Origin of the sequence: Erythrobacter sp. HL-111, from assembly GCF_900105095.1 — a bacterium.
GTDB lineage: Bacteria > Pseudomonadota > Alphaproteobacteria > Sphingomonadales > Sphingomonadaceae > Erythrobacter.
This window is the reverse complement of sequence record NZ_LT629743.1, coordinates 977,954-1,003,564: the sequence shown is the minus strand read 5'-3', so window position 1 is coordinate 1,003,564 and position 25,611 is coordinate 977,954. Positions and strand designations below refer to the sequence as shown.

29 protein-coding genes and 1 tRNA gene are annotated in these 25,611 nt (G+C 68.8%); 15 read left to right on the top strand and 15 right to left on the bottom strand.

Features of this window, described 5'->3' with window-relative positions:
- Positions 1 to 229: 229 nt before the first annotated feature.
- The 6 genes from trpB to radC all read right to left on the bottom strand — a co-directional run bounded on the left by trpB (position 230) and on the right by radC (position 5,486).
- Entirely contained in the window at positions 230 to 1,441 is a 1,212-nt protein-coding gene (gene trpB, locus BLU08_RS04780) for a tryptophan synthase subunit beta (protein WP_090196032.1), read from the bottom strand.
- Positions 1,442 to 1,538: 97 nt separating this feature from the next.
- A complete protein-coding gene (locus BLU08_RS04775) occupies positions 1,539 to 2,180 on the bottom strand; it encodes a phosphoribosylanthranilate isomerase (RefSeq protein WP_090196028.1) in 642 nt (213 codons plus the stop codon).
- Between the two features lie 7 nt (positions 2,181 to 2,187).
- On the bottom strand, positions 2,188 to 2,862 hold the full coding sequence (gene pyrF / locus BLU08_RS04770) for an orotidine-5'-phosphate decarboxylase (protein WP_090201019.1): 675 nt from the start codon (positions 2,860 to 2,862) through the stop codon (positions 2,188 to 2,190).
- Positions 2,863 to 2,864: 2 nt separating this feature from the next.
- Complete coding sequence (locus tag BLU08_RS04765) at positions 2,865 to 3,272, bottom strand: LapA family protein (protein WP_090196023.1); 408 nt, start codon at positions 3,270 to 3,272, stop codon at positions 2,865 to 2,867.
- A gap of 82 nt (positions 3,273 to 3,354) precedes the next feature.
- Positions 3,355 to 4,665 carry an adenylosuccinate lyase gene (gene purB, locus BLU08_RS04760; RefSeq protein WP_090196019.1) on the bottom strand — a complete coding sequence of 437 codons (1,311 nt, stop codon included), beginning with the start codon at positions 4,663 to 4,665 and terminating at the stop codon, positions 3,355 to 3,357.
- 71 nt (positions 4,666 to 4,736) lie between these two features.
- Positions 4,737 to 5,486, bottom strand: a complete 750-nt coding sequence (gene radC / locus BLU08_RS04755; RefSeq protein ID WP_090196016.1) for a DNA repair protein RadC — start codon at positions 5,484 to 5,486, stop codon at positions 4,737 to 4,739.
- Between the two features lie 101 nt (positions 5,487 to 5,587).
- Here radC and BLU08_RS04750 point away from each other — a divergent pair, with 101 nt between their 5' ends.
- The 8 genes from BLU08_RS04750 to BLU08_RS04715 all read left to right on the top strand — a co-directional run bounded on the left by BLU08_RS04750 (position 5,588) and on the right by BLU08_RS04715 (position 12,258).
- Positions 5,588 to 8,794 (top strand): YdbH domain-containing protein, encoded by a 3,207-nt coding sequence (locus BLU08_RS04750; RefSeq protein ID WP_172800984.1) that lies wholly within the window; start codon positions 5,588 to 5,590, stop codon positions 8,792 to 8,794.
- Between the two features lie 71 nt (positions 8,795 to 8,865).
- Positions 8,866 to 9,063: a YnbE family lipoprotein gene (locus BLU08_RS04745; protein ID WP_090196007.1), complete on the top strand. Its 198-nt coding sequence runs from the start codon at positions 8,866 to 8,868 to the stop codon at positions 9,061 to 9,063.
- A 46-nt stretch (positions 9,064 to 9,109) separates the two neighbouring features.
- Complete coding sequence (locus BLU08_RS04740; protein ID WP_369816831.1) at positions 9,110 to 9,490, top strand: YdbL family protein; 381 nt, start codon at positions 9,110 to 9,112, stop codon at positions 9,488 to 9,490.
- A 215-nt stretch (positions 9,491 to 9,705) separates the two neighbouring features.
- Positions 9,706 to 10,050: an AtpZ/AtpI family protein gene (locus BLU08_RS04735; protein ID WP_090196001.1), complete on the top strand. Its 345-nt coding sequence runs from the start codon at positions 9,706 to 9,708 to the stop codon at positions 10,048 to 10,050.
- 86 nt (positions 10,051 to 10,136) lie between these two features.
- The gene (locus BLU08_RS04730) at positions 10,137 to 10,895 is read left to right on the top strand and encodes a F0F1 ATP synthase subunit A (RefSeq protein ID WP_090195997.1); all 759 of its coding nucleotides are present in this window, start codon (positions 10,137 to 10,139) and stop codon (positions 10,893 to 10,895) included.
- A 49-nt stretch (positions 10,896 to 10,944) separates the two neighbouring features.
- Positions 10,945 to 11,172, top strand: a complete 228-nt coding sequence (locus BLU08_RS04725; RefSeq protein WP_069310461.1) for a F0F1 ATP synthase subunit C — start codon at positions 10,945 to 10,947, stop codon at positions 11,170 to 11,172.
- Positions 11,173 to 11,243: 71 nt separating this feature from the next.
- Positions 11,244 to 11,738, top strand: coding sequence for an ATPase (locus BLU08_RS04720; protein ID WP_090195994.1), 495 nt, complete (start codon positions 11,244 to 11,246; stop codon positions 11,736 to 11,738).
- Positions 11,731 to 12,258, top strand: coding sequence for a hypothetical protein (locus tag BLU08_RS04715; protein WP_090195990.1), 528 nt, complete (start codon positions 11,731 to 11,733; stop codon positions 12,256 to 12,258). The genes BLU08_RS04720 and BLU08_RS04715 overlap by 8 nt, the downstream gene beginning before the upstream one ends.
- A 116-nt stretch (positions 12,259 to 12,374) precedes the next feature.
- Here the strand turns inward: BLU08_RS04715 and BLU08_RS04710 are convergent, their stop codons facing one another.
- From BLU08_RS04710 to aroA, 9 genes are all read right to left on the bottom strand, one after another.
- On the bottom strand, positions 12,375 to 13,349 hold the full coding sequence (locus tag BLU08_RS04710; protein WP_090195986.1) for an NADPH:quinone oxidoreductase family protein: 975 nt from the start codon (positions 13,347 to 13,349) through the stop codon (positions 12,375 to 12,377).
- A 6-nt stretch (positions 13,350 to 13,355) separates the two neighbouring features.
- On the bottom strand, positions 13,356 to 14,111 hold the full coding sequence (gene gloB / locus BLU08_RS04705; protein ID WP_090195982.1) for a hydroxyacylglutathione hydrolase: 756 nt from the start codon (positions 14,109 to 14,111) through the stop codon (positions 13,356 to 13,358).
- Between the two features lie 112 nt (positions 14,112 to 14,223).
- Positions 14,224 to 15,927: a 30S ribosomal protein S1 gene (gene rpsA / locus BLU08_RS04700; protein ID WP_090195979.1), complete on the bottom strand. Its 1,704-nt coding sequence runs from the start codon at positions 15,925 to 15,927 to the stop codon at positions 14,224 to 14,226.
- Positions 15,928 to 16,172: 245 nt separating this feature from the next.
- Positions 16,173 to 16,811 (bottom strand): d(CMP) kinase, encoded by a 639-nt coding sequence (locus BLU08_RS04695; RefSeq protein WP_090195974.1) that lies wholly within the window; start codon positions 16,809 to 16,811, stop codon positions 16,173 to 16,175.
- Positions 16,808 to 17,836: a proline iminopeptidase-family hydrolase gene (locus tag BLU08_RS04690; RefSeq protein ID WP_090195972.1), complete on the bottom strand. Its 1,029-nt coding sequence runs from the start codon at positions 17,834 to 17,836 to the stop codon at positions 16,808 to 16,810. The genes BLU08_RS04695 and BLU08_RS04690 overlap by 4 nt, the downstream gene beginning before the upstream one ends.
- Complete coding sequence (locus tag BLU08_RS04685) at positions 17,833 to 18,054, bottom strand: hypothetical protein (protein ID WP_090195969.1); 222 nt, start codon at positions 18,052 to 18,054, stop codon at positions 17,833 to 17,835. The genes BLU08_RS04690 and BLU08_RS04685 overlap by 4 nt, the downstream gene beginning before the upstream one ends.
- Positions 18,051 to 18,365 (bottom strand): permease, encoded by a 315-nt coding sequence (locus BLU08_RS04680; RefSeq protein ID WP_090195966.1) that lies wholly within the window; start codon positions 18,363 to 18,365, stop codon positions 18,051 to 18,053. The genes BLU08_RS04685 and BLU08_RS04680 overlap by 4 nt, the downstream gene beginning before the upstream one ends.
- 19 nt (positions 18,366 to 18,384) lie before the next feature.
- Entirely contained in the window at positions 18,385 to 18,828 is a 444-nt protein-coding gene (locus BLU08_RS04675; RefSeq protein WP_090195963.1) for a DUF411 domain-containing protein, read from the bottom strand.
- A complete protein-coding gene (gene aroA / locus BLU08_RS04670; RefSeq protein WP_090195960.1) occupies positions 18,825 to 20,189 on the bottom strand; it encodes a 3-phosphoshikimate 1-carboxyvinyltransferase in 1,365 nt (454 codons plus the stop codon). The genes BLU08_RS04675 and aroA overlap by 4 nt, the downstream gene beginning before the upstream one ends.
- 200 nt (positions 20,190 to 20,389) lie before the next feature.
- Between aroA and BLU08_RS04665 the strand changes: the two genes are divergently transcribed.
- The 7 genes from BLU08_RS04665 to BLU08_RS04635 all read left to right on the top strand — a co-directional run bounded on the left by BLU08_RS04665 (position 20,390) and on the right by BLU08_RS04635 (position 25,535).
- Positions 20,390 to 20,725: a TIGR02300 family protein gene (locus BLU08_RS04665; RefSeq protein WP_090195954.1), complete on the top strand. Its 336-nt coding sequence runs from the start codon at positions 20,390 to 20,392 to the stop codon at positions 20,723 to 20,725.
- A 159-nt stretch (positions 20,726 to 20,884) separates the two neighbouring features.
- A tRNA-Ala gene (locus tag BLU08_RS04660) sits at positions 20,885 to 20,960 on the top strand.
- Between the two features lie 122 nt (positions 20,961 to 21,082).
- The gene (ffh, locus tag BLU08_RS04655; RefSeq protein ID WP_090195951.1) at positions 21,083 to 22,504 is read left to right on the top strand and encodes a signal recognition particle protein; all 1,422 of its coding nucleotides are present in this window, start codon (positions 21,083 to 21,085) and stop codon (positions 22,502 to 22,504) included.
- A 46-nt stretch (positions 22,505 to 22,550) separates the two neighbouring features.
- Positions 22,551 to 23,018 carry a 30S ribosomal protein S16 gene (rpsP, locus tag BLU08_RS04650; RefSeq protein ID WP_090195945.1) on the top strand — a complete coding sequence of 156 codons (468 nt, stop codon included), beginning with the start codon at positions 22,551 to 22,553 and terminating at the stop codon, positions 23,016 to 23,018.
- A 59-nt stretch (positions 23,019 to 23,077) separates the two neighbouring features.
- Positions 23,078 to 23,578 carry a ribosome maturation factor RimM gene (rimM, locus tag BLU08_RS04645; RefSeq protein WP_090195942.1) on the top strand — a complete coding sequence of 167 codons (501 nt, stop codon included), beginning with the start codon at positions 23,078 to 23,080 and terminating at the stop codon, positions 23,576 to 23,578.
- A gap of 303 nt (positions 23,579 to 23,881) precedes the next feature.
- On the top strand, positions 23,882 to 24,706 hold the full coding sequence (locus BLU08_RS04640; protein ID WP_233996093.1) for a class I SAM-dependent methyltransferase: 825 nt from the start codon (positions 23,882 to 23,884) through the stop codon (positions 24,704 to 24,706).
- Positions 24,696 to 25,535: a methyltransferase domain-containing protein gene (locus BLU08_RS04635; protein WP_090195936.1), complete on the top strand. Its 840-nt coding sequence runs from the start codon at positions 24,696 to 24,698 to the stop codon at positions 25,533 to 25,535. Before BLU08_RS04640 ends, BLU08_RS04635 begins: the two co-directional genes overlap by 11 nt.
- Positions 25,536 to 25,611: the final 76 nt, after the last annotated feature.

Genomic DNA, 25,611 nt, shown 5'->3' with positions numbered 1-25,611 from the left:
CGATATAGAACCATATCATGGCCACCGCACCGGCCAATGCCGCGAAAATCGCAATGGCTTTCTTGATCTTCCAAACCGCTTCAGGGCTTCGGTCCCGCCTCAAATTCTTACCCCCGATCAAGAACCGTCACCCCGGCCCCGAGCCGGGGTCCAGCTGCCTTTGCCCCCGCGCCTGAAGAAGCGGGATCCCGGATCCGGTCCGGGATGACGGTGGGGCAGAGGTTGCGGCTCACATCTCCACCCCGAGCTTCTCCGCCACGGTGAAGATGTCCTTGTCGCCCCTTCCGCACAGATTCATCAGGATGATCGCCTCGCGGTCCATCTGCTTGGCGCGCTGCGCCACGGCCGCGATGGCGTGGCTCGGTTCAAGCGCCGGGATGATTCCCTCGGTGCGGCAGAGCAATTGGAAGCCCTCGATCGCCTCGTCGTCGGTGACGGCGGTGTATTCGACCCGGCCCGATTCCTTCAGCCAGGCGTGCTCAGGCCCGATTCCGGGATAGTCGAGGCCGGCGCTGATCGAGTGGCCTTCGGTGATCTGGCCGTCTTCGTCCTGCAGCAGATAGGTTTTGTTGCCGTGAAGCACGCCGGGCGCGCCGCCGAGGAGCGATGCGGCGTGTTCGTCGCCGTCAAGGCCGTGGCCCGCCGCCTCCACGCCGAGCATCGCCACCTCGGGATCGTCGAGGAAGGGGTGGAACAGCCCCAGCGCGTTTGACCCGCCGCCGATGCAGGCGACGAGGAGGTCGGGCAGGCGACCCACCCGCTCGAGCATCTGCGCGCGCGCCTCGGTCCCGATGACGCTCTGGAAATTCCGGACCATCTCGGGGTACGGATGCGGGCCGGCGGCCGTGCCGATGATGTAGAAGGTGTCGTGGACATTGGCGACCCAGTCCCGAAGCCCTTCGTTCATTGCGTCCTTCAGCGTGCCCCGACCGCTGGTGACGGGGACGACCTCGGCCCCCAGCAGCTTCATGCGAAAGACATTGGGCGATTGCCGCCGCACGTCCTCGGCGCCCATGTAAATCACGCAAGGTAGGCCGAACCGCGCGCAGACCGTGGCGGTGGCGACGCCATGCTGGCCCGCGCCGGTTTCGGCGATGATGCGGGTCTTGCCCATGCGCCGCGCGAGCAGGATCTGGCCGATGCAATTGTTGATCTTGTGCGCGCCGGTGTGGTTGAGCTCGTCGCGCTTGAACCACACCTGCGCGCCGCCAAGCGCCTCGGTCAGCCTTTCCGCGAAATAGAGCGGAGAGGGGCGGCCGACATAGTGCTTCATCAGGTCGTCGAATTCGGCGGCGAATTCGGGATCGGCCTGCGCCTTGCGATATTCGCGTTCGAGGTCAAGCACGAGCGGCATCAGCGTTTCGGCGACATAGCGCCCGCCATAGTCGCCGAAATGGCCGTTCTCGTCGGGCAGGGTGCGGAAGGAATTGGGCTGGTTCATGCTGTTGCTAATGCCGTTGGTGTCGAGCGAAGTCGAGACACCTTCGCCCCAGCGCGAACGCGTCTCGACTGCGCTCGCGGCGACCGGGGGGGAGGGGTCACGCCGAGCGCGCCGCCTGACAGAAGGCCGCGATCTTGTCCACGTCCTTGACGCCGGGCGCGCTTTCGAGGCCGGAGGAGGCATCGACCAGCGGCGCGCCGGTCGCGCGGATCGCCGCGGCGACGTTGTCGGGGGTGAGCCCGCCCGCGAGGCCCCAGGGCAGCACGTGGTCGTGGTGTGCCAGCACGGTCCAGTCGAAACCGACCCCATTTCCGCCCGGCAGCGCGCTCGCCTGCGGCGGGGGCGCGTCGAACAGCAGGCGGTCGGCGGCGTCCCTGTAGCGGCTGGCCTTGTCCAATGTCTCCGCGCCCCTGACCCCGATCGCGCGCCACGTCTCGACCCCCGTCCGCTCGCGCACGAGGGCGATCCATTCGGGGGTTTCCTTCCCGTGGAACTGGATCACGTCGGGCCTTACCACCTCGATCGCGTGCGCCGTCGTCTCGATCCCGGCGTTGACGAGCAGCAGCACCGCCTTGACCCCGGCGGGCAGCCCTTCGCGCAGGTCGGCGGCCTGTTTCAGACCGACATGGCGGGGGCTCGGCTCGAAATGGACGAAGCCGACATGGCTCGCGCCCCCCGCCACCGCCGCGGCGACGGTTTCGCTCGTGGAAAGCCCGCAGATCTTGATGTGCACCGACATGACGAGCCTAGAGCGTCGCCTCGATCGCGCGCGCGGCGGCCTCCGGGTCCTCGGCGCGGCTGATCGGGCGGCCGATGACGAGCACGCTCGCCCCCGCATCGCGCGCCGCGCGCGGGGTGACGACGCGCTTCTGGTCGCCCGTGCCCGAACCCGGCAGGCGCAGGCCCGGCACGACGAAGAACCCGTCCTTCCACGCCTTCTTCACGCGCGCGACCTCGTGGCCCGAACACACGATCCCGTCGAGCCCCGCCTCGTGCGCGAGTTCGGCGAGGCGCATGACCTGCGTCTCCTCGCTGCCGTAGATGCCGGTCTTGGCGAGGTCGCCCGTATCGAGGCTGGTCAGCATGGTGACACCCACGACCTTGCACCCTTCGGCGGCAGCGGCCTTGGCGTCCTCCATCATCGCGCGCCCGCCCGATGCGTGGACGGTGACGATCGCGGGTTCGTAGACGTGGATCGCCTGCATCGCCGCGGCGACGGTGTTGGGGATGTCGTGGAACTTGAGGTCGAGGAAGATCGGCAGGCCCATGTGGGCGATCTCGTGGACGCCGTGCGCGCCGTGGGCGCAGAAGAATTCGAGGCCGAGCTTGACCCCGCCGACATGGGCCTTGACCTTGGCCAGCAACGCCTTGGCCGGCTCGATCTGGGGGATATCGAGGGCGAGATAGACCGGGTTAGTCACGTTCACTCCGAGGGATTGCGCGGGACCGGCGCGAGCGTGTCGCCGCTCGCTCCGTCGCTGTCCACACTTTTGGGCGCCGGATCGTGCACCGGGGCGGGGACAGGGGTGGGTGCGGTGGCAGGGGCAGGCGTATCGCCGTGATGGGGTTCGTGCCGGCGCGAGAGCGCGTTCGACTTGAGCGAGTTCTCGAGGCTGCGGATGCGTCGCCTGAGGCTCCATTTCACGCTGCGATGGTAGAGCCACATCGGCACCAGGCCGAGCAGGAAGGCGATGATGACGAGCGCGGGGACCTTCGTTTCGAGCACGAGGTTGTCCCACAGCGTGATCTCGACCGGCTCCCAGTTGAACAGGGAAAAGGCAAGGACCGCGATGACGATCAACACCCACACGATGGTTCTCACGATCTGCATGCGGGCTCGTTCCTCTCGTGTTGCGCGATCCGCACCAGCCTAGGCGATCTGGCGGGGAGGTCCACCCCCGACGCTTGCGGCGTCAAGCGAACACCCGCGCGAAGATCGTGTCGACGTGGCGGAAGTGGTAGGCGAGGTCGAACTTCTCCTCGAGCTCGGCCTCGCCCAGCGCCGCGGTGACGTCCGGATCGGCCTTGAGCAGGTCGAGCAGCCCGAGCGCGCCTTGCGATTCCCACACCTTCATCGCGTTGCGCTGGACGATGGCATAGGCGTCCTCGCGGCTGATCCCCGCCTGGGTGAGCGCCAGCAGCACGCGCTGCGAATGGACGAGGCCGCCCATGGCATCGAGGTTCTTCTGCATCCGCTCGGGATAGACCAGCAGCTTTTCGAGAACGCCCGTCAGCCGCGCGAGCGCGAAGTCGAGCGTGATCGTCGCGTCCGGGCCGATGAAGCGTTCGACCGAGGAATGCGAGATGTCCCGCTCGTGCCACAGCGCGACGTTCTCGAGCGCGGGGAGGGCAAAGCTGCGGATCATGCGCGCCTGCCCGGTGAGGTTCTCGGTCAGCACCGGGTTGCGCTTGTGCGGCATCGCGCTCGAGCCCTTCTGGCCGGGGGAGAAATATTCCTCCGCCTCCAGCACCTCGGTGCGCTGGAGGTGGCGGATTTCCACCGCCAGCCGTTCGATGCTGCCCGCGATGACGGCGAGCGTCGCAAAATACATCGCGTGGCGGTCGCGCGGGATGACCTGCGTGCTGATCGGCTCGACCGCGAGACCGAGCTTCCCTGCCACATGGGCTTCGACCGCGGGGTCGATATTGGCGAAGGTGCCGACCGCGCCGCTGATCGCGCAGGTGGCGATTTCCCTGCGCGCGGCGACCAGCCGCTCGCGGCAGCGGTCGAATTCGGCATAGGCCTGCGCGAGCTTGAGCCCGAAGGTCACCGGCTCGGCGTGGATGCCGTGGCTGCGACCGATGGTCGGCGTGTACTTGTGCTCTTCCGCGCGCGTCCTGATCGCGGCGAGCAGCGCGTCCATGTCGTCGAGAAGGATGTCGGTGGCGCGTGCCAGCTGCACCGAGAGCGTCGTGTCGAGCACGTCGGAACTGGTCATGCCCTGGTGCATGAAGCGCGCTTCTTCCCCGACCTGTTCGGCCACCCAGGTGAGGAAGGCGATCACGTCGTGCCTGGTTACCGCCTCGATCGCGTCGATCGCCGCGACGTCGATGACGGGATCGGTCGCCCACCAGTCCCACAACGCCTTCGCCGCGGATTTCGGGACGACGCCGAGCTCGCCGAGCTTCTCGGTCGCATGGGCCTCGATCTCGAACCAGATGCGGTATTTCGCCTCCGGCTCCCACAGGGCGGTCATGGCGGGGCGGGCGTAGCGGGGGACCATCGGGGGCTCCGGATGAATGGAATTGGGTGAGGGGCGGCTAGGCCCCGGAAGCGGCGAGATCAAGCCCCGCCCTAGATCAGCCCCTTCGCGCGCAGGCTCGCATGGCCCTCGCGCCCGACGATGACATGGTCGTGGACAGTGACGCCCAGCAGGCGGCCGGCCTCCGCGATCCGGCGGGTGACGTCGATGTCCGCGCGGCTCGGCTCGGGATGGCCGCTGGGGTGATTGTGGACGAGGATCAGCGCCGCCGCGCCCACGTCCATCGCCCGGCGGATCACCTCGCGCGGGTGAAGGCTCGCCTCGTCGATGGTCCCGTCGGCGAGGTGGTGGTCGTCGATCAGGCGGTTCCTGGTGTCGAGGTAGAGCACCCGCACCCGCTCGACCGTGAGATGCGCCATGTCGGCGGTGAGGTAGTCGATCAGCGCCTGCCAGCTGCCGAGCACCGGCTTTTTGCCGACCTCGCTGCGCGCCATGCGACGCGAGGCGGTGGCGACCGCCTTCAGCGCCGCCGCGGTGTTCTCGCCCACGCCCCTCGTCCGCTGGAGCGCCTTGGGATCGGCGTTGAGCACGCCGGCAAGGCTGCCGAACCGGGCGAGCAGGGCCTTGGCGATCGGCTTGGTGTCGCCGCGCGGGATCGCGGCGAAGAGCAGGTATTCGAGCACCTCGTAATCGGCGAGCGCCTCGGCCCCGCCTTTCAGCAGCCGCTCGCGCAGGCGGGCGCGGTGGCCCGAGCCGGCGTGGCTGCCCGCGTCCGAAACGAAGGAGCGGGGCGCGGGCGGGCGCTCCTCCCCGAAATCGAAGCTGTCGTCCCCTTGCGGCAAGCGCTGCGTCCCTTTCGCCTGCCTGCTTCATTGCCTTTGCCGCGCTTGTGGCGCAAGTGGGCGGCACGATGGCGAGTGCCCCCGATGAAGGTCCCGAAGGCGTGTCCGCTGACCCCCGGCCCGCGCGCCGGGGGCCGACGATCCTCGCCGCCCTCTTGCTCGCGCTGGTCGTCGCGGCGCTCCTCGGATGGTCCGCCCGCGAAAGGATCGCGGTCGGCGTGATCGACGACGCGCTGGAGGAGCTCGACATCCCGGCCAGCTACGACATCGTCTCGGTCGGGCCGCGGCAACAGGTGCTGGCGAACATCGTGGTGGGCGATCCCGCACGGCCCGACCTGGTAATCGAGCGGGCGGTGATCGGGATCGATTACATGCTCGGCCTCCCCGCGATCGGCCGGGTACGGCTGGTGCGCCCGCGGCTCCACGCCAGTTATCGCGATGGCACGTTCAGCGCGGGCGCGCTCGATCCGCTGCTCGAACCCGGCGAGGGCGAAGCGGGCCTGCCGGACCTCGCGCTCGAACTCGTCGACGGGCGCGCCCTGATCGAAACCGATTACGGAAACGTCGGCGTCAAGGCCGAGGGGTCGGGCCGGCTCGATGACGGCTTTGCCGGCACGATCGCCGCGACCGCGCCCGGCATCGGCAGCGGCGATTGCCGCGCGGCCCGCGCGTCGCTCTATGGTGCGATCACCACCGATGACGGCGCACCCTCCTTCGCCGGGCCGATCCGGCTGCGCGGGGCGAAATGCGGCGGCACCCGGGTCGCGCGCGCCGACATCGCCGCGCGGCTCGCGCTGGCGCCATCGCTCGATTCGCTCGAAGGCGGGTTCGGCCTCGCCGCAGCGGGGCTTGCGGGAGAGGGGCTTGCCGCGCAGCGGCTCGGCGGGAACGGGCAGGTCGGCTGGAAGGGCGGCATCTTCAACTTGCGCCACGATCTTGCCGCGCGCGGGGTCGACACTGGTCTTGCGCGCTTTGACAGCCTGGCCGCGGACGGGGCGCTGCGCAGCGTCGGCGGTTTCGCGCGCAGCGAATGGGACGCGCGGCTCACGGGCGAGGGGGTGGCGATCGCCGCGCTTGACGGGGCGGACCTCGCCGCGTTCGGGGACAGTTTCGAGGACACCCTGCTCGCCCCGCTGACCCGCAAGTTCGCGCGCAATCTCGACGCCGCGATGGCGGGAGGCACTTTGCGCGCCGACGTGACGCTGCGGCAGGAGGACGGCGCGCTTTCGGTCCTCGTGCCCGAAGCGCGGCTCGCCGCGCGCGGGGGCGAGACGATCCTCGCCGCCTCGCGGGTGAGCTGGGCGGGCGGGGCGCTGCGCGGCAACCTGGTGACGGGCGGCGCGGGCCTGCCTCGGATCACCGGGCGGATGGAGCAGGCGGGCGAAAGCGGCGAGCTTGTCTTCCGGCTCGCCATGGCCCCTTACGAGGCGGAGGGCGCGCGGATCTCGGTCCCGGGCATGGAGCTGCGCCAGGCTGCGGGCGCGATCACCTTCGCCGGCCGCGCCGAGGCGAGCGGGCCGATCCCCGGCGGGCGGATCGAGGGTTTCGCCCTGCCGCTCGCGGGGAGCTATGCGGACGGCCGGCTCTCGTTCGGGCGGGGCTGCACGCGCGTCTCCTTCGACCGGCTCGTCTATGCCGATCTCGCGCTCGGGCGGGAAAGCGTGACGCTCTGCCCGCACGGCACGGGCGCGATGCTGGCCTATGACGAGGCGCTCCGCCTCTCGCTCGCCACGCGGGATCTCGCGCTGGACGGGCGGCTGGGCGAGACGCGGCTACGGCTGGCGGCGGAGCGCGCGGTGCTGACCTCGCCGGAGGGATTCGCCCTCGACGGCCTCGATGTCGTGCTGGGCGAGGACGAGGCCGCGGTGCGTCTCGCCGCCGCCACGCTGACGGGCACGGTGGGCGAGACGCTTGCGGGCGAGTTCGCCGGGGGCACCGCGGCGCTTGATCCGGTGCCGCTCGATCTCGCCGCGCTTTCGGGCCGCTGGGCCTACGAGGAGGGCGTGCTCTCGCTCGACCGGGGCGCCTTCCTCCTGTCCGAGCGGACCGGGGGCGAGGCGCGGTTCGAGCCGCTCATCGCGCGCGATGCGGTGCTCGCCATCGACGGCCGGACCGTGCAGGCCGAAGCCGCCCTGCGCCACCCCGGCTCCGATGCACTGGTGACCCGGGTCGCGATCCGGCACGATCTCGAAACGGCGCGGGGCAGCGCGGTGCTCGACGTGCCCGGCGTCGTGTTCGGCGACAGGCTCGCTCCCGACGATCTCACCTACCTCGCCAAGGGCGTCGTCGCCGACGTCGAGGGCACGATCACCGGCGAGGGGGGAATCGAGTGGGACGGCGAGGGGGTGACCAGTTCGGGCCGCTTCCGCACCGACGACCTGGACCTTGCCGCCGCCTTCGGCCCGCTGACGGGGCTTGCGGGGGAGATCGTCTTCACCGACCTCCTCGCGCTCACCACCGCGCCGGGGCAGGTCGTGACGATCGAGACGATCAATCCCGGCGTCGAGGTGCTGGCCGGACGCGTCGCCTTCTCGCTCAGCGAGGGGCGGATCGTGCGCGTCGAGGACGCGCGCTGGCCCTTCATGGGCGGGACGCTCGTCATGCGCCCGGTCGATCTCGATTACGGCAGGTCCGGCGAGAAAGCCTATGTCTTCGAGATCGTCGGGCTCGAGGCCGCGCGCTTCGTCGCGGAGATGGAGCTGACCAATCTTTCCGCCACCGGAACCTTCGACGGGGTGGTGCCGATCGTGTTCGATGCGGACGGGAACGGGCGGATAGAGGAGGGCCTGCTGCTCTCGCGCCCGCCCGGCGGGAACGTCGCCTATGTCGGGGAACTGACCTACGAGGACATGGGGGCGATGGCCAATTTCGCCTTCAACGCGCTGCGCTCGCTCGACTACACGCGCATGGCGGTCGCGCTCGAGGGGAGCCTCGCGGGGGAGATCGTCACCCGCTTCACCTTCGACGGGGTCGGCCAGGGCGAGGGGGCGAGCCGCAATTTCGTCACCCGACGCCTGTCGCGCCTGCCGATCCGGTTCAAGATCAACGTGCGTTCGCAGAACTTCCACCAGCTTGCGACCATGGTGCGCTCCTTCTGGGACGCGGATTATCTCGGCAACCCGGTCGATCGCGGCCTGCTGAAGACGCAGGACGGACGCTTCGTCCCGCGCACGCCCCGGCCCGGACCCGCACCCGCTCCCGGACCCGCACCCGCCCCCGGACCCGGCAGCGAACCGCCCGGGCCGGACGAGGCGACCCGGCCCGAAGACCCGCCCGTTCAACTGCCCGAAAGCGAAGTGAACCTATGAAGCCGAGCAAATTGACCGGACCCGCCGGTGCTGCCAAGACCGCTGCCGCAAGGCGCGTTCGGGGAGGAACCATGGCGGGGCGATGGAAGAGGACGGCGGCGGGCGTGTTCGCGCTCGGCGCTTTCGCGCCGCTCGGCGGGTGCATCAACGTCAACGCGCCCGACGAGCCGATCGTGATCGAGCTCAACATCAACATCCGGCAGGAAGTGATCTACCGGCTGGCCGAGGACGCGGCCAATACGATCGAGGAGAACGCGGACATCTTCTGACACGGAAGGATGCGCCGCCCTTTGGAGGAATGCGATGAGGTCTCAGGTGCGAAACGCGGTGTTCGCGGCGGCTGCGGGCGCGGCGCTGGCAGTGGGGTTCGCCGCCCCCGCGATGGCCCAGCGCGACCCGGCCTATGCCGCCGCGCGCGCGGGCGGCATGGTGGGCGAGGGCAGGGACGGCTATCTCGGCATCGTCGGCCAGCCGACCCCCGAACTCCAGCGCCTGGTCGACGACATCAACATCAAGCGCCGCGCGGTCTACGCCCGCCGGGCGCAGCAGAACAACGCGACGATCGAGGAATACGCCTTCACCGCCGGCTGCCAGGCGATCGCGCAGACCGCACCGGGGGAAATGTACGAAGCGCCCGACGGCACGTGGAAGACCCGCACCAGCGCTCCGCCCGAACGCGATCCGAGATGCCCCTGATCCGGCGGCGGGCCGTGCGGGCGGGGCCGCGCGCACGGGCAGCGTGCATGGGCAGCGTGCATGGGCCGTGCCTCGCGCCCGCTCAAGGAGTTGTCATATAATCGACCGCTCCCGCTCCCCCACGGTTGACTTGGGTTTGGCCCCCTTCTAAGGGGTCCGCGCCCTCGGCGGGCACCTCACTGAACGTGTCTCGCGACCCTTGACGGAAAGCAGGCATGAGCGACGAGAAACCCGCCCGAGAATCCAATGCCGAGGATGCGCGGATCGACGCGCTCGAAGCGCGGCTCAAGGCCGCACGCGAGCGTGAGGAACAGCGCAACCGGCCAAAGGTGCAGGGGACCGATGCGAATTATCGCGCCGGGAACCGCGCGCTGGCGGACCTGCTCGGCGGGATCATCGGAGGCAGTGTGATCGGCTGGGCGGTTGACGCGCTCGCCGGGACATTGCCCTGGGGCCTGTTGGTCGGCCTGTTCCTCGGGACGGTGGTGGCCTTCAGGAACATCATTCGTGCGGCGAATGCGCGCCCCGAGGACAAGCTGGACGAGCCCGAGGACGGGTGAGCGCGGCGGGTCCGCCCGGAAGGGCGCGCTTCACATAGGGATCAGGGACCGACATCGTGGCAGCCGAACAAGGCAAAGTCGATCCGATGAAGCAGTTCATGCTGGAGCCCCTGTTCGGCTCGGAAAGCTGGGAACTGGCGGGCTTCAACATCGCGTTCACCAATTCGGCCCTGTGGATGGCGATCACCGTCCTGCTCCTGTGGGCCTTCGTCGCGGGCGGCATGAAGCGCGAGCTCGTCCCCGGGCGCTGGCAGATGGCGGTGGAAAGCTTCACCGGCTTCATCGACGACATGCTCGAAGCGAATGTCGGCAAGGCGGGGCGCAAATACGTCCCCTACATCTTCTCGCTGTTCATGTTCATCCTCTTCGCGAACCTGCTCGGCCTGCTGCCGATCGGCGTATTCGGGGTGCATCCCTTCACCTTCACCAGCCACTTCACCGTCACCGGCGTGCTCGCGATCCTGAGCTTCTCGATCGTCCTCATCGTCGGGTTCTGGCGCCATGGCCTGCATTTCTTCTCGCTCTTCGTGCCGCACGGCACGCCGCTGTGGCTGATCTGGCTGATCCCGGTGATCGAACTGATCTCCTTCCTCGTGCGCCCCTTCAGCCTCGCGCTGCGCCTGTTCGTGGCGATGATGGCCGGCCACGTCCTGCTCAAGGTTCTCTCGAGCTTCGTGATCGACAGCGTCAATGCCGGGCCGGTCTTCGGCGGGTTCATCGGCATTCCGAGCTTCGTCCTGATGGTCGCCATCAGCGCGCTCGAAATCCTCGTCGCGGGCATCCAGGCCTATGTCTTCGCGCTGCTCACGTCGCTGTACATCAACGACGCCGAGAACCTTCACTAAGTCACCTCTCTTTCCTTCCCAACAGTTCTGAATTCAAAGGAGTTTTGAAATGGATCCTGAAGCAGCCAAGCTCGTCGGCGCCGGCCTCGCAGCGATCGGTGCCGGCATGGCGGCGATCGGCGTGGGCAACGTCTTCGGTTCGTTCCTCGAAAGCGCGCTGCGCAACCCGGGCGCGGCCGACGGGCAGCAGGGCCGCCTGTTCATCGGCTTTGCCGCGGCGGAACTCCTGGGCCTGCTGGCCTTCGTCGTCGCGATGATCCTGATCTTCGTCGCCTGACGCGTTCCGGGGGCGCCAGGCGCAGCGCGTCGGCGCCCCCGTTCCTTTCCCCAAGCTGACCGGGACCGGCCATGCCCCAGATATCCCAGCTCGCCGAATTCTTCTCCAGCCAGGTTCTCTGGACGCTGGTGTTCTTCGGCATCACCTTTTTCCTGATCGGGCGCGGCATGGTGCCCAAGGTGATGGAGACGGTGCAGCTGCGCGACCGCCAGATCGCCGACGACCTCGCCGCCGCCCAGGCCGCGCGCGATGCCGCCGACGAGCAGGAGGAGGCATGGAAGGCCCGCGAGGCCGAGAACCGCGCCCGCGCCCAGGGCCTGATCGCCGAAGCCAAGGCGAAAGCCGCCGCACAGACCGAGGCGAAGCTGGCGCGGGCGCAGGAACGGCTCGACGCCCGTCTTGCCGAGGCTGAAAGCACCATCGAAGCCGCGCGGGCAGCCGCGCTGGCCGAACTCGAAGATGTCGCCACCGAGGCGAGCCAGGACATCGTCGCCCGCCTCACCGGGGCGAAGGTCGACAAGCGTTCGGCCCGGTCGGCGGTCAAGAAGGCGCTGACCCATGCGTGACACCCTGACGATCCTCGCCACTTCCTCCGAATACGCCGAACCGGCGGCGATGGGGCTCGATTCCTACCAGTGGGTCGGCCTTGCCATGCTGGTCCTGATCGGCGTGTTCGTCTGGAAGAAGGTCCCCGGCATCGTCACCGGCGGGCTCGACGCGCGGATCGCCGAAATCCGCCAGCAATTGGACGAGGCGAAGTCCCTGCGGGCCGAGGCCGAGGCGCTGCGCGACGAATACGTCGCCAGGATCGCCAACGCCGAAAGGGACGCCGAAGCGATGATGGACGGCGCCCGGCGCGAAGCCGACGCCATCCTCGCCCGCGCCGAAGAGGATAGCGCCGCCATGGTCGCCCGGCGCGAGCGGATGGCCCAGGACAAGATCGCCGCGGCCGAGCGCGAGGCGATCGCCGACGTGCGCGCCCGCGCCGTCCAGGCCGCGACCGCCGCCTCGGGCCAGCTGATCGCGGCCAAGCACGACCGCGAAGCCGACGCGAAGCTCGCCGACGAGGTCATCGCCTCGCTCTGATCGCGCGGCGCGAGGACAAGCGTGAGTCCCGGCCAAGGCTGAGACCTCTCGCGGTGAAGCGCCGTCCGGCCTGAGGTCCCTGCCGGCGCAGGGACTTTGCTGCGTTTGGTCGGGGGCTAGGGCTCGAACACCACTTTCCCGACAAGCTCCCGCCGCGCCATCGCCTCGAACCCTTCTCGCCAGTTCTCGAGCGGCAGCACCCGGTCGATCGCTGGCGATATCCGCCCCGCTTCGGCCAGCTCGCGCACCGCCGCATTGATCGCCGCGCCGCGCTCGGGAAAGCGCCGCGCATATTCGCCTGCGCGCAGGCCGACGATCGAAAAACCCTTGATGAGCGGGATGTTGGTGGCGATCTCGGCGATCCGTCCGGAGGTGAAGCCGACCACCACCAGCTTGCCGCCGAAGGCGACGCAGCGGGTCGATTCGTCGAACACGTCGCCGCCCACCGGATCGAACACGATATCGGCGAGCGCGCCGCCGGTGATCTGCGAGACCGCCTCGCGAAAGCGCCCGCTGGCGAGGATGACGTGGTCCGGTTTCGCCCGCGCGGCGATGGCCTCCCGCTTCGCCTCCACCCCGGTCGCCGCGATGACCCGCGCCCCCATTGCCTTCGCGAGGTCGCAGGCGGCGAGCCCGACCCCGCCGCTCGCGCCGTGGACGAGCACCCACTGGCCTTCCTTCACCCCGCACAATTCGACGAGCCCGGTATAGGCGGTCGCATAGGCCGCGCCCATCGCCGCTCCCTGCGCGAAGGAAAATCCCTCGGGCACCGGCGCCAGCCCGCGCGCGGGGATGCAGGCGATTTCGGCAAAGGCGCCGGTCTTGTTCCCGCCCATCACCCGGTCGCCCGGTGCGAAGCCGCTGCCTGAGTCCGCCTCGATCACCTCGCCCGCGCATTCGAGCCCGCTGGTGAAGGGCGGCTCCGGCTTGAACTGGTATTCCCCCCGCGTCATCAGCAGGTCCGGAAAATTGAGCGAGGCGGCGCGCACCCGGACCAGCACTTCGCCCGGCTTGCGCCCGGGTTCGGGAATGTCGGCGAGGGTGACGCCCGACAGGTCGCCCGACAGGCGCTCGACGCGGAGGGCCTTCATCGGCGGCTAGAACGCATCCTTCGCGGCCCTGAGCGCCGCGAAGGTTTCGTGCGGCGCGTTTCCGCCCCAGCGCGCGGCGAGGGCGGGATCGTCGGCGCGCAGGAAGGGATTGGTTTCGAGCTCGCGCGCCAGCACGGTCGGCACGGTCGGTTCGCCGCGCGCGCGCTTCGCCTCGATCTCCTGAGCATATTCCCTGAGCGCCTCGTTGTCGGGATCGGCGTGGAGCGCGAATTTCGCGTTCGCCGCGGTGTATTCGTGCGCGCAATAGAGCGTGGTCCGGGTCGGCAGGCGGCGGATCCGGTCGAGGCTGGCCCAGAACTGCTCGGCCTCGCCTTCGAACATCCGCCCGCAGCCCAGGGCGAAAACCGCATCGCCGACGAAGGCGAGCCCTTCCTCGGGGATGTGGTAGGCGATGTGGCCATTGGTGTGGCCCGACACGTCGATGACGTTGGCCTTGTGCTCGCCGAGCGAGACAGTGTCGCCGTGGCCCACCACCTCATCGACGGGGGAGAGCCGTTCGACCTCCCCGGGACCGATCACGCGCGCGCCGGTCGCCGCGACGATCTCGGCATTCCCGCCGGCGTGGTCGGGGTGCCAGTGGGTGTTCCAGATGTGGGTGATGCGCCACCCCTTCGCCTCGGCCTGCCTGAGGTATTCCTTCGCATCGGGCGTATCGATCGCGGCGGTTTCGCCGCTGACCGAATTGTGCAGCAGGAAGCCGTAATTGTCGGCGAGGCACGGGAACTGGTGGACGGTCAGCATGGGCGCACCTTACAGGCCGCGCCCCGAATGGAAAAGGCCCGCCTGCCGTCGGGGCAAGCGGGCCTTTCCTGTCTTTCGCGAATCCCCGCAAGGCAGGGACCCCGTTCGGAACTTATTCGCCCTTCTTCAGCGCCTCGCCGAGGATGTCGCCGAGCGACGCGCCGCTGTCGGACGAGCCGAACTGCGCGACGGCTTCCTTCTCTTCGGCGATCTGGCGCGCCTTGATCGAGAAATTGGGCTTTTTCGAGCGGTCGAAGCCGGTGACCATCGCATCGACCTTGCTGCCGACCTGGAAGCGGTCGGGGCGCTGTTCGTCGCGGTCGCGGCCGAGGTCGCTGCGCTTGATGAAGCCGGTCGCGCCGTCCTCGCCGACCTGCACTTCGAGCCCGCCGTCGCGGACCTCCAGCACGGTGACGGTGACCACGGTGCCGCGGCGCAGCGCGCTCGCATCGGCGCCTTCGGCCGAAGGCGCGCCCTTTTCGAGCTGCTTCATGCCGAGGCTGATGCGCTCCTTGTCGACGTCGACGTCGAGCACGACCGCCTTGACCATCTCGCCCTTGCGGTGAAGCGCCAGCGCGTCCTCGCCCGAGATGCCCCAGGCGATGTCGGACATGTGCACCATGCCGTCGACGTCGCCGTCGAGGCCCACGAACAGGCCGAATTCGGTGGCGTTCTTGACTTCGCCCTCGACTTCGGAGCCGATCGGGTGCTTCTCGGCGAATTCTTCCCACGGATTGCGCTGGGCCTGCTTGAGGCCGAGGCTGATCCGGCGCTTCTCGCTGTCGACCTCGAGGATCATGACCTCGACTTCCTGCGAGGTGGAGACGATCTTGCCCGGGTGGACGTTCTTCTTGGTCCAGCTCATCTCGGACACGTGGACGAGCCCCTCGATGCCCGGCTCGAGTTCGACGAAGGCACCGTATTCGGTGATGTTCGTGACCGTCCCGGTGATCTTCATGCCGACCGGGTACTTGGCCGAGACGCCGTCCCACGGATCGCTTTCGAGCTGCTTCATGCCGAGGCTGATGCGCTGGGTTTCGCTGTTGATGCGGACGATCTGGACCGTCACGGTGTCACCGATGTTGATGACCTCGCTCGGGTGGTTGACCCGCTTGTAGCTCATGTCGGTGACGTGGAGCAGGCCGTCGATGCCGCCCAGGTCGACGAAGGCGCCGTAATCGGTGATGTTCTTGACCACGCCGTCGATCACCTGGCCCTCTGCCAGCTTGTCGATCAGCTCGCTGCGCTGTTCGGCGCGGGTTTCCTCGAGCACGGCGCGGCGCGAGACGACGATGTTGCCGCGGCGGCGGTCCATCTTGAGGATCTGGAAGGGCTGCGGCACGTCCATCAGCGGGGTGACGTCGCGCACGGGACGGATGTCGACCTGCGAGCCGGGAAGGAACGCCACGGCACCGTCGAGATCGACGGTGAAGCCGCCCTTGACGCGGCCGAAGATGCGGCCTTCGACACGCTTGCCTTCGCCGAATTCGTTCTCGAGCTTGTCCCACGCGGCTTCGCGGCGGGCGCGGTCGCGGCTGAGCATCGCTTCGCCGTCGGCGTTCTCGACACGGTCGACATAGACTTCGACCTCGTCGCCGACCGAGAGATTGTGGTCCTCTTCGCCGCGCGCGAATTCTTTGAGATTGACGCGGCCTTCGGACTTGAGGCCGACATCGATCACGGCCATGCCGGCCTCGATCGCGGTGACGGTGCCCTTGACGACGCGGCCTTCGAAACCGCCTTCGTCGGCGCCGCCGAGCTGTTCGTTGAGGAGCGCTTCGAAATCGTCGCGCGTGGGATGGGGCGAAGTCGCCATAAGTGTGCGTGTCCTGGGTTCGTTTTGCTACCGGCCGCCGGTTTTTCCGGGGTCTTTCTCCGTCTCCGCGCGCACCATTGCGGCGGCTGACGGGGCAAGAGGCCGACCTCTCCGCGCCGCCGGATGCGGATACGCGAAGGTCCACTCAACCATTCGTGATTGCGAGAACGGGCGCGCCTTTATGTCAACCGGGCGGGAAAGGCAAGGGATTTGGCGCCTGCACCGCGCCCGGCAAGGCAGGGGGCCTAGGCTTGCGCGAGACGTTCCCTGACTGCTTCGAGCACGACATCGAAGGCCTGGTCCTTGTTGAAACTGGTGGTGTCGATCACCAGCGCATCGCTCGCGGCCTTGAGCGGGGCGTCCTTGCGGTTGATGTCGCGCGCATCGCGGCGGACGATGTCCTTCTCGATCTCGGCGAGCGGGATCTGGTCCTCGCGCCCGATATGCGCGGCCGTCATCTCGAGCCAGCGGCGGCGCGCGCGCTCGGCCACGCTGGCGGTGATGAACAGTTTCACCTCCGCATCGGGCGCGATCACCGTGCCGATGTCGCGCCCGTCGAGCACCGCGCCGCCCGGCTGCGTGGCGAAGGCGCGCTGGCGTTCGAACAGGGCGGCGCGCACCGCCGTGTGGATCGAGACGCGGCTTGCAAGCCCGCCGACTTCCTCCGAGCGCAGGACCGGGTCCTCCAGCAGCGCGTCCGGAAAGGCGCAGGCGGCGAGCGCGTCCGCCTCGCTGTCGGGATCGCCGCCGTCCAGCGCGACCTGCCGCCCGACCGCGCGGTAGAGGAGGCCGGTGTCGAGGTGCGGCACGCCGAAATGCGCGGCGAGCCGTTTCGCGATCGTGCCCTTGCCGCTCGCCGTGGGTCCGTCGACCGCGATGATCATTGCCCCTGCTCCCGCCTGGCGTCGCCGTCCCGCCGGTCGATCCGGGCGAGCCAGTCGCGCAGCACCGCCTCGGTCACTTCCGGTCGTTCGGCCGGGAAGGCGTGCGACCCGCCGGGGATCACCGCGAGTTCGGAACCCTCGGTCAGGGCGACGAAATCCTGCACCGTGTCGAGCCGCGCCTCGTCGTATTGGCCGACCATGAAAAGCACCCGCGACCCGTCGACGCGGGCGAGCAGCGGCGTCGCGTCGTAATCGACCAGCGAGCCGGTGGCCCGGAACTCGCTCGGCCCCCACATCGCGTTGTAGAGCGCCTCGTTGAACCCCTTGCCGCCATAGCGCTGCCGGTAGGCGCGTGCCCTGTCGCTGGGGGCGGGGCGATCCGCCCTGCCGTTGTAGGCGGCGTAGAAGGCCCGCGTCGCTTCCCGGCACCTGGTCGGCGGGGGCGGGGCGGGGCTCTCGCAGGCGGCGAGCGTCTCCCCGATCTCGTCGGGCAGTTCGCGGATCAGCAGGTTCGTGCCCAGGATCCAGTGCGGGGTCGAGATATAGGTCCCGCCGAGCACGGCGGAGGCGGTGTGCCGCGGGTGGGCGGCGGCGTATTCGAGCGCGAGCGCCGCGCCCCAGCTGTGCCCGACGAGGTGCCAGCGCTCCACCCCTAGCGCCTTGCGGATCGCCTCCAGCTCGCCGACGAAGCGATCGACCCGCCAGTTCGCCGGGTCGCCGGGCCGGTCGGACTTGCCGCTGTCGAGCTGGTCGTAGAGGATCACCGCGCGCTCGTCCGAAAGGCTGACGAGGTTGCCGAAGGTCATGTGCGTGCCGCCGGGGCCGCCATGGATGAAGATCGCGGGCTCCGCCGCCGCGCCCAGATCGCCGTTCACCCGCACCCAGACCTCGCCCCCTTCGACCGCGACGCGCAATTCGCGCTCGGGCGCGGACCAGTCGAGCCCGTCGTCGGCGGCGAGCGGGGCGGGGGGAAGCAGCGCCAGCGGCAGGAGCGCGGCGGCAAGGCGGAGGGCAAGACGCGTCATTCGAAAGTGTCCCTGATGCGGCGGGGGGTGAGCGCGCGGCGTTCCTGCGCGCGCCAGCGGAAATGGAGCACCGCGAGGCCGATCGCAGCGACGAGGAGATTGGGCCACAGCTCGCCCGCTTCGAGGTTGCCCTCGCCCCAGAACAGGGCCGAGCCGAACGCCGCGGCGACCAGCGCGAGCGCGGCGACGACGCGCCTCAGGAGCGCGCGGCGGGTCATCGATCGGGCGCCTCCGCGTCCTTCGTCCTGCGGCCCTGCCTCGCCCTGGCGCTGGATGCGGCGGAGCCCGATCGCAGCGCCTTCACCAGCCCGGTGATCGCAATCGCGGCCCAGAATCCCTCGAGCGCGAGGCTCGGCCAGTTGGTGTGGACGAGGAGGCTGACGGTCAGCAGCGCCGCCCCGGCGAGATTCGCGCCGTGGAGGACGAAAGGGTTGGGCCGCGCGTTCAGCGTGAGGTAGGCATAGGCGCCGATGATGCAGGCCGTGCCGGCGAAACCGACAAGCGAATAGGTGTCGAGCGGTGCACTCACGCGCCGGTCCCGTCCCGCCTCAGCCGTAGCGGGCGAAGACGAAGCGGCTGCCGTCCGCGCGAAAGGCGATGACTGCGTAGGGCTGGGTCCGGTCCCCCATCTCCATCCCCGGCGAGCCGACCGGCATACCCGGAACGGCGAGGCCGACAACGCCCTCGGGCCGCTCGGCGAGCAGGCGCTCGATCTCGGCGGCGGGGACGTGGCCCTCGATCACGTAGTCCCTGACGACGAGCGTGTGGCAGCTCCACAGGTCTTCGGGCACGCCGTGTTCGGCTTTCACGCGGGCCATGTCGGCGGTGACCGTTTCGGCCACCGCGACCGCGTTCTCGCTGCGGACATGCCCCGCCCACTTGCCGCAGCAGCCGCAATCGGGATCGCGGAACATTTCGTAGGTGGCCGCCTGAGCCGCGCCGCTGCAGGCGGCGAGCAGCAGGAGGGCGGGGGCAAGGCGCGACTGTTTCATGGCAGGGTCTCCGATCGAAGGTCCGGCGAAGATGGGGCCGGCGAGGCCGCTTGTTCAAGCAGCGCGGTGAAATCGGGAAAGCTCGTCGCGATGGGCGCTGTATCGTCGATCGCGACGCCGCTCCGGCTGGCGAGGCCGGCGATGGCCATGCTCATGGCGATGCGATGGTCGAGCCGGGTCGCGACCCGCGCGCCTTCGGGCGTGCCGGCCAGGGGTTCGCCGCCCGTGCCGTGGATGACGAGCCCGTCGCCGCGCTCCTCCACCCGTGCGCCGGCGAGGTCGAGCGCGGCGGCCATCGCGGCGAGACGGTCGGATTCCTTGACCCGCAATTCCTCCAGCCCGCAGGTGGTCGTCGTCCCCTCGGCCATCGCGGCGGCGACGAAGAGGGCGGGAAACTCGTCGATCATCGCCGGGGCGAGAGCGGGGTCGATCCCGGCGCCCCGCAACACCGCGTGGCGTACCCTGAGGTCCGCGACCGGCTCGCCCCCGACCTCGCGCGGGTTTTCCTCGGCAATGTCGGCGCCCATCATCCGCAGCGCCTCGATCAGCCCCGCGCGGGTCGGGTTGATGCCGACGTTCGCGATGGTGAGGTCGCTGCCCGGCACCAGCGTTGCCGCGACCATGAAGAAGGCGGCGGAGGAGGGATCGCCCGGCACCGTCACGTCGAGCGGGGCGAGCTCCGCCTCGCCGTGGACGCCGATGACTGTCGCCCCGTCCTCCTCGCCGATCTCCAGCTTCACGCCGAAGCCCGCCAGCATCCGTTCGGTGTGGTCGCGCGTCGGGACGGGCTCGATCACCCGCGTGATCCCCGGCGTGTTGAGCCCGGTGAGCAGCACCGCGCTCTTCACCTGCGCGCTTGCCACCGGCAGGCGGTATGCGATCGGCACGGCGGGCAGCGCGCCGCGGATCATGAGCGGCAGAGTGCCGCCGGGCGAGGCGGTGATCGCCGCGCCCATCCGCGCGAGCGGAGTGATGACCCGTTCCATCGGGCGGCGCGAGAGGCTGGCGTCGCCGGTGAAGGTGGCAGTGATGCCGTGGCTCGCGACGAGGCCCATGAGGAGCCGCGTCGAAGTCCCCGAATTGCCCATGTCGAGCGCCCCGGCAGGTTCGATCAGGCTGCCGAGCCCCGCGCCGTCCACCACCCAGGTCCCGTCCGCCTCCCGCTCCACCGCAGCGCCCATCGCCCGCATCGCCGCGGCCGTGGCAAGCACGTCCTCGCCTTCGAGCAGGCCCGCGATCGTGCTGCGCCCGACCGCGAGCCCGGCGAGCATCAGCGCGCGGTGGCTGATCGACTTGTCGCCGGGCACGCGGATGCGACCGGTGAGGGGCGCTGCGGCGGAATGGAAGGTGTGGGCTGGCATGGTCTCCCCGGCGCCGATTGCGGCGCATCGCGATTTCCGGCGGTGCTTTGACAGCGCCTTTCCCTTCTGGCAAGGCGCGCCGCCACGTGCCGCCCCCGGCTTGATTCACGCAGGGGGCGTGCCAGTTTCCAAGACTGACTTGACGGATGTAACGGTACTCGCAAGGACAAGCGCGAGGCCATTTCGAGGACTTTTCAAGCATGGCGAAGCCAGAATGGGGTACCAAGCGTACCTGCCCCAATTGCGGAACCCGGTTTTACGACCTGGGCAAGGAAGACCCGGTGACCTGCATCGAATGCGGCAACACCTGGACCCCGGAACCGGTGCTCAAGTCGAAGCAGCCGATCCCCTTCGAGGAAACCGAGAAGAAGGAGAAGGACACCGAGGCCGACAGCGATCTGTCGGGCGACGATGATCTGGAGGACATCGACATCGACGACGATGACGATTCCCCCGACAACGACGTCGATCTCGGCGGCGACGACGATCTCGGCGTGTCCAAGGGCAAGGGCGACGACGAGGAAGAGGACAGCTGATCGGGCCGCGCGCCCCCGTCCGGGGGTGCAGCCGGGCGGGGCGGGCTTGATCGGCCCGCCCGGCCTTCCCAAATACCTCTTGCAAACGGGGTGCCGCCCTTATAATGGGCGCATCCCGCGAGCGGCTCCGCAAGGAACGGCTCGCATCATGACTGGCTCGGGGCCTTAGCTCAGCTGGGAGAGCGCAACACTGGCAGTGTTGAGGTCAGCGGTTCGATCCCGCTAGGCTCCACCAGTCAACCACATTCACGGGGTTCCGCCTTCGGGCGGTCGTCCGCACGCTGGCCGACGAGGTTTCGTCCGCCGGCGTTTTTCGCGTTTAGCCCGGATCACCGCCGGGCAGGGAGTGACGAGGCGATGTTCGACAACCTGTCCGACCGGCTTGGCGGCGTCTTCGATCGCCTCAAGGGCCGCGGCGCGCTCAAGGAACAGGACGTGCGCGATGCCATGCGCGAGGTGCGCGTGGCCCTGCTCGAAGCCGATGTCGCGCTGCCCGTCGCCCGCCGCTTCATCGATTCGGTGACAGAAAAGGCGATCGGCCAGGACGTGCTGCGCTCGGTCTCGCCGGGCCAGCAGGTCGTCAAGATCGTCCACGACGAACTCGTCGAAACCCTGGGCGGGACCGAGGTCGAGGGGCTGAAGCTCGACGCGAAGCCGCCGGTCGTCATCATGATGGTCGGGCTGCAGGGTTCGGGCAAGACCACCACCACCGCCAAGCTCGCCAAGCTGATCCGCGAACGCCACGGCAAGAAGGCGCTGATGGCCTCGCTCGACGTCAATCGCCCGGCGGCGCAGGAACAGCTCGCGGTGCTGGGCGAGCAGGCGAATGTCGCGACGCTCCCGATCGTGGCCGGCCAGCAGCCGGTCGACATCGCCCGGCGCGCGATGGAATCCGCGCGGCTCCAGAACGTCGACGTGCTCCTGCTCGACACCGCGGGCCGCCTCCATGTCGACGAAGCGCTGATGGCCGAGATGAAGGCGGTCGCGGGCGTTTCGGCACCCAACGAGGTGCTGCTCGTCGTCGATTCGCTAACCGGCCAGGACGCGGTCAACGTCGCGCAGAGCTTTTCGGGCGAAGTCCCGCTCACCGGGGTCGTCCTCACCCGGATGGACGGCGATGCGCGCGGCGGCGCGGCGCTTTCGATGCGCGCGGTCACGGGCAAGCCGATCAAGTTCGCCGGGACCGGCGAGAAGCTCGACGCGATCGAAACCTTCCGGCCCTCCTCGGTCGCCGACCGCATCCTCGGCATGGGCGACGTCGTCAGCCTGGTCGAAAAGGCGGCGGCCACGATCAAGGAGGAAGAGGCCGAACAGCTCCAGCGCAATTTCGAGAAGGGCAAGTTCGACCTCAACGACCTGCGGATGCAGCTCAGGCAGATGCAGAACATGGGCGGGCTCGGAATGCTCGCCGGGATGTTGCCGGGGATGAAGAAGGCGAAGGCGGCGATGGCCGCTTCGAACATGGATGACAAGGTGCTCGTCCACATGGACGCGATCATCTCCTCGATGACGCCCAAGGAACGCGCCAATCCCGCCCTGATGAACGCCAAGCGGAAGAAGCGCGTCGCGGCGGGCAGCGGGACGGACGTGCAGACCGTCAACAAGCTGCTGAAGATGCACCAGGAAATGGGCCGCGCGATGAAGCAGATCAGGAAGATGGGCGGTTTGAAGGGCCTTGCCGCGATGTTCGGCGGGGGCGGAATGCCGGGCATGGGCGGCCCCGGAGGCCCCGGCGGCGGTCTTCCCCCCGGCCTTGGCGGTCCCAAGGGCAAGAAATAGTTTCAGTTCACTTTATCAAGCATTTCCATTCGAAAGGTAAGACATAATGGCAATTGCAATGAGGCTTTCGCGCGGCGGCGCCAAGAAGCGTCCCTATTACCGCATCGTCGTCGCAGACAGCCGGGCGCCGCGCGACGGGAAGTATCTCGAGCAGATCGGGACCTACAACCCGCTCCTCGCCAAGGACGACCCCGCGCGCATCAAGCTCGACGAGGACCGCGCGCGCCACTGGCTCTCGGTCGGCGCACAGCCGTCGGACCGGGTCGCCCGCTTCCTCGATGCAGCGGGCATCCGCGAGCGCGAGACGCGCAGCAACCCGCAGAAGGGCGAGCCGGGCGAGAAGGCCAAGGAACGCGCCGAGGAGAAGGCCGAGAAGGCGCGCGAGGCGGAGGAAGCCGCCAAGGCCGCCGCAGCCGAAGCCGCCGGGGCTCCCGCTGAAGAAGCGCCCGCCGAAGAGGCTCCGGCCGAAGAGGCTCCCGCGGAAGCGGCGGGCGAGGAAAAGGCCGAGGGCTGAATCCCTCGTCGTGTTCGCGCCGGTCCCGCCGAGGGGCCGGCGTGCACCCGGAGCGCGCCGTGGCGAAAGACCGGATCGAACTGGCCGCGATCACCGGCGCCCACGGCGTCGCGGGCGAGGTGCGGCTGAAGCTCTTCGGCGAAGGGGTCGAGGCGCTGTCCCGCCACGCGGCGTTCAACGAAGGCGCGCTTACCCCGCTCAAGATCCGCCCCGACGGCAAGGGCGGGGCGATCGCGCGGTTCACCGAAGTCGCAAGCCGCAGCGAGGCCGAGCGCCTGCGCGGCACCGTCCTCACCGTCCCGCGCGCCGCTCTCCCCCCGCTGGAGGAGGGTGAATATTACCACGCCGACCTCATCGGTCTGGCGGTGGAAACCGACGCGGGCGAACCCGTCGGAGAGGTGATCGCGGTCGCCAATTTCGGGGCCAGCGACATCGTCGAAATCCGCCGCGACCCGCCGCCGGCGAAGGGTCCCGCGACCTTCATGGTCCCGATGACGAAGGCGGCGGTGCTCACCTGGGATGCGGCGCGCATGGTGATCGCCGCCCCTTTCGCCGAGTGACGCCGAATCCCCGCCCAAGGGCGATTCCTGCGACTTTCGCGGCTTGATATTTGTTACATTGCGAAATTTCCGTTTGTGATCGGCGTTTCCCGAACCACAAGCTTGCGGCGCGCGACAAGGTGATTGCGTCAAACGCAATAATCTTGCGATTTTGCCGAAAGCCGTCGCTCCGGTTGTGATGCGGTGCCGCGCGTGTTTTAATTCGCGCACTCAAAAATGTTGCATTTTTGCTTCGGCGTCAGCCTCCGCCCGGGGGTTTTTCTCGCGCGTGCCGCGACACTTGAACAGGACGGGGAACGGATAGTGGACAGGACCATCACGAGCACCTTCGCGCCCGAACGCAATCAGGATTACGGGGCCGACCCGAATGCCGTGCGCGAATCCGACGTGTACCGGAACGAATACGTGCGCGGCTTCGTCGAAAAGTGGGACGAGCTGATCGACTGGGAAGCCCGCGCGAAAAGCGAGGGCAGGTTCTTCATCGACCTCCTGCGTGCGCGCGGCAAGCGATCGGTGCTCGACGTGGCCACCGGCACCGGGTTCCATTCGGTGCAGTTGCTCAAGGCCGGGTTCGACGTGTTCTCGGTCGACGGGTCGGCGGAGATGCTGGCGATGGCTTTCCGGAACGCGGCCGCTCACGATTTCGTGCTCAAGACCGTGCACGCCGACTGGCGCTGGCTCAACAAGGACGTGCACGGCAAGTTCGACGCGATCATCTGCCTGGGCAACAGCTTCACCCACCTGCACGAGGAGAACGACCGCCGCCGGGCGCTCGCCGAATTCTACGCGGCGCTGAAGCACGACGGGGTGCTGATCCTCGACCAGAGGAACTACGACCAGATCCTCGACCGCGGATTCAGCACGAAGCACAAGTATTACTACTGCGGCGACCAGGTCACGGCCGAGCCGGAATATGTCGACGACACCCTCGCACGGTTCAAGTATTCCTTCCCGGATGGGTCCGACTATTACCTAAACATGTTCCCGCTTCGCAAGGAATATGTCCGCGGGCTGCTCTATGATGTCGGGTTCCAGCAGATCCACACCTATGGCGACTTCCAGGAAGACCACCAGGATTCCGCGCCCGATTTCTTCATCCACGTGGCGGAAAAAGAATATGCCAGCTGAAGCGCAGGCGAAAAGCGCGGGCGTCGCGGTTGCGCGCGACTATTACGACAGCAGCGACGCGATCGAGTTCTACTCCACCATCTGGGGCGGGGAGGACATCCATGTCGGCATATATGACGACACGCGCGACATCCGCGAGGCGAGCGCGAAAACGGTCGACACGATGGCCGGCCTGCTCGGCGACCTGTCGGATGCTAGGGTGCTCGACATCGGCTCGGGCTATGGCGGCGGGGCGCGCCGGCTGGTGACGAAGCACGGCGCGCGATCCGTGGTCTGCCTCAACATCGCCGAGGAGGAGAACGCCCGCAACCGCAAGCTGACGGGCGAGGCGGGCCTGTCCGACCGGATCGACGTGGTCGACGGCTCCTTCGACGCGCTGCCTTTCGGCGATGCCGGGTTCGACGTGGTGTGGAGCCAGGACGCGATCCTCCACGCGCCCGATCGCGGCGCGGTGCTGGACGAAGTGGCGCGGGTGCTGAAGAGCGGCGGGCGCTTCGTCTTCACCGACCCGATGCAGGCCGACGGGCTTTCGGACACGGGCGCGCTGCAACCGATATACGACCGCATCCACCTCGAAAACCTCGCGAGCTTCGCCTTCTACCGCGAAGGGCTGAAGGCGCGCGGGTTGGCGGAGATCGAGGTGCAGGACCGTTCCGGCGAGCTGCGCAACCACTATGCCCGCGTCGCCGAGGAACTCGACGCGCGCCGGGACGAGCTTTCGGCGAGCGACGCATTCGTCGACCGCATGATCACGGGGCTCGGCCACTGGGTGCGCGGCGCGGACGAGGGGCGGCTGACCTGGGGCATCATGCTCTTTCGCAAGGCCTGACGGACTGGCGAGAGCGCTCTTCCACGGCTAAGAAGCGGGCGGGGCGGCCATCATTGGCGCGCTCCGCCCGTTGCTT

Excerpts from the sequence above, each read along its gene's own strand:
- trpB (WP_090196032.1), bottom strand. The coding sequence starts at position 1,441 with ATGAACCAGCCCAATTCCTTCCGCACCCTGCCCGACGAGAACGGCCAT.
- BLU08_RS04715 (WP_090195990.1), top strand. The coding sequence starts at position 11,731 with ATGCGTGACACCCTGACGATCCTCGCCACTTCCTCCGAATACGCCGAA.
- BLU08_RS04745 (WP_090196007.1), top strand. The coding sequence starts at position 8,866 with ATGGCGGGGCGATGGAAGAGGACGGCGGCGGGCGTGTTCGCGCTCGGC.
- BLU08_RS04690 (WP_090195972.1), bottom strand. The coding sequence starts at position 17,836 with ATGACGCGTCTTGCCCTCCGCCTTGCCGCCGCGCTCCTGCCGCTGGCG.
- BLU08_RS04665 (WP_090195954.1), top strand. The coding sequence starts at position 20,390 with ATGGCGAAGCCAGAATGGGGTACCAAGCGTACCTGCCCCAATTGCGGA.
- BLU08_RS04765 (WP_090196023.1), bottom strand. The coding sequence starts at position 3,272 with ATGCAGATCGTGAGAACCATCGTGTGGGTGTTGATCGTCATCGCGGTC.
- BLU08_RS04675 (WP_090195963.1), bottom strand. The coding sequence starts at position 18,828 with ATGAAACAGTCGCGCCTTGCCCCCGCCCTCCTGCTGCTCGCCGCCTGC.
- BLU08_RS04735 (WP_090196001.1), top strand. The coding sequence starts at position 9,706 with ATGAGCGACGAGAAACCCGCCCGAGAATCCAATGCCGAGGATGCGCGG.
- purB (WP_090196019.1), bottom strand. The coding sequence starts at position 4,665 with ATGGTCCCCCGCTACGCCCGCCCCGCCATGACCGCCCTGTGGGAGCCG.
- BLU08_RS04635 (WP_090195936.1), top strand. The coding sequence starts at position 24,696 with ATGCCAGCTGAAGCGCAGGCGAAAAGCGCGGGCGTCGCGGTTGCGCGC.
- BLU08_RS04695 (WP_090195974.1), bottom strand. The coding sequence starts at position 16,811 with ATGATCATCGCGGTCGACGGACCCACGGCGAGCGGCAAGGGCACGATC.
- gloB (WP_090195982.1), bottom strand. The coding sequence starts at position 14,111 with ATGCTGACCGTCCACCAGTTCCCGTGCCTCGCCGACAATTACGGCTTC.
- rpsP (WP_090195945.1), top strand. The coding sequence starts at position 22,551 with ATGGCAATTGCAATGAGGCTTTCGCGCGGCGGCGCCAAGAAGCGTCCC.
- BLU08_RS04720 (WP_090195994.1), top strand. The coding sequence starts at position 11,244 with ATGCCCCAGATATCCCAGCTCGCCGAATTCTTCTCCAGCCAGGTTCTC.
- ffh (WP_090195951.1), top strand. The coding sequence starts at position 21,083 with ATGTTCGACAACCTGTCCGACCGGCTTGGCGGCGTCTTCGATCGCCTC.
- aroA (WP_090195960.1), bottom strand. The coding sequence starts at position 20,189 with ATGCCAGCCCACACCTTCCATTCCGCCGCAGCGCCCCTCACCGGTCGC.
- BLU08_RS04775 (WP_090196028.1), bottom strand. The coding sequence starts at position 2,180 with ATGTCGGTGCACATCAAGATCTGCGGGCTTTCCACGAGCGAAACCGTC.
- rpsA (WP_090195979.1), bottom strand. The coding sequence starts at position 15,927 with ATGGCGACTTCGCCCCATCCCACGCGCGACGATTTCGAAGCGCTCCTC.
- BLU08_RS04685 (WP_090195969.1), bottom strand. The coding sequence starts at position 18,054 with ATGACCCGCCGCGCGCTCCTGAGGCGCGTCGTCGCCGCGCTCGCGCTG.
- BLU08_RS04730 (WP_090195997.1), top strand. The coding sequence starts at position 10,137 with ATGAAGCAGTTCATGCTGGAGCCCCTGTTCGGCTCGGAAAGCTGGGAA.
- BLU08_RS04725 (WP_069310461.1), top strand. The coding sequence starts at position 10,945 with ATGGATCCTGAAGCAGCCAAGCTCGTCGGCGCCGGCCTCGCAGCGATC.
- BLU08_RS04710 (WP_090195986.1), bottom strand. The coding sequence starts at position 13,349 with ATGAAGGCCCTCCGCGTCGAGCGCCTGTCGGGCGACCTGTCGGGCGTC.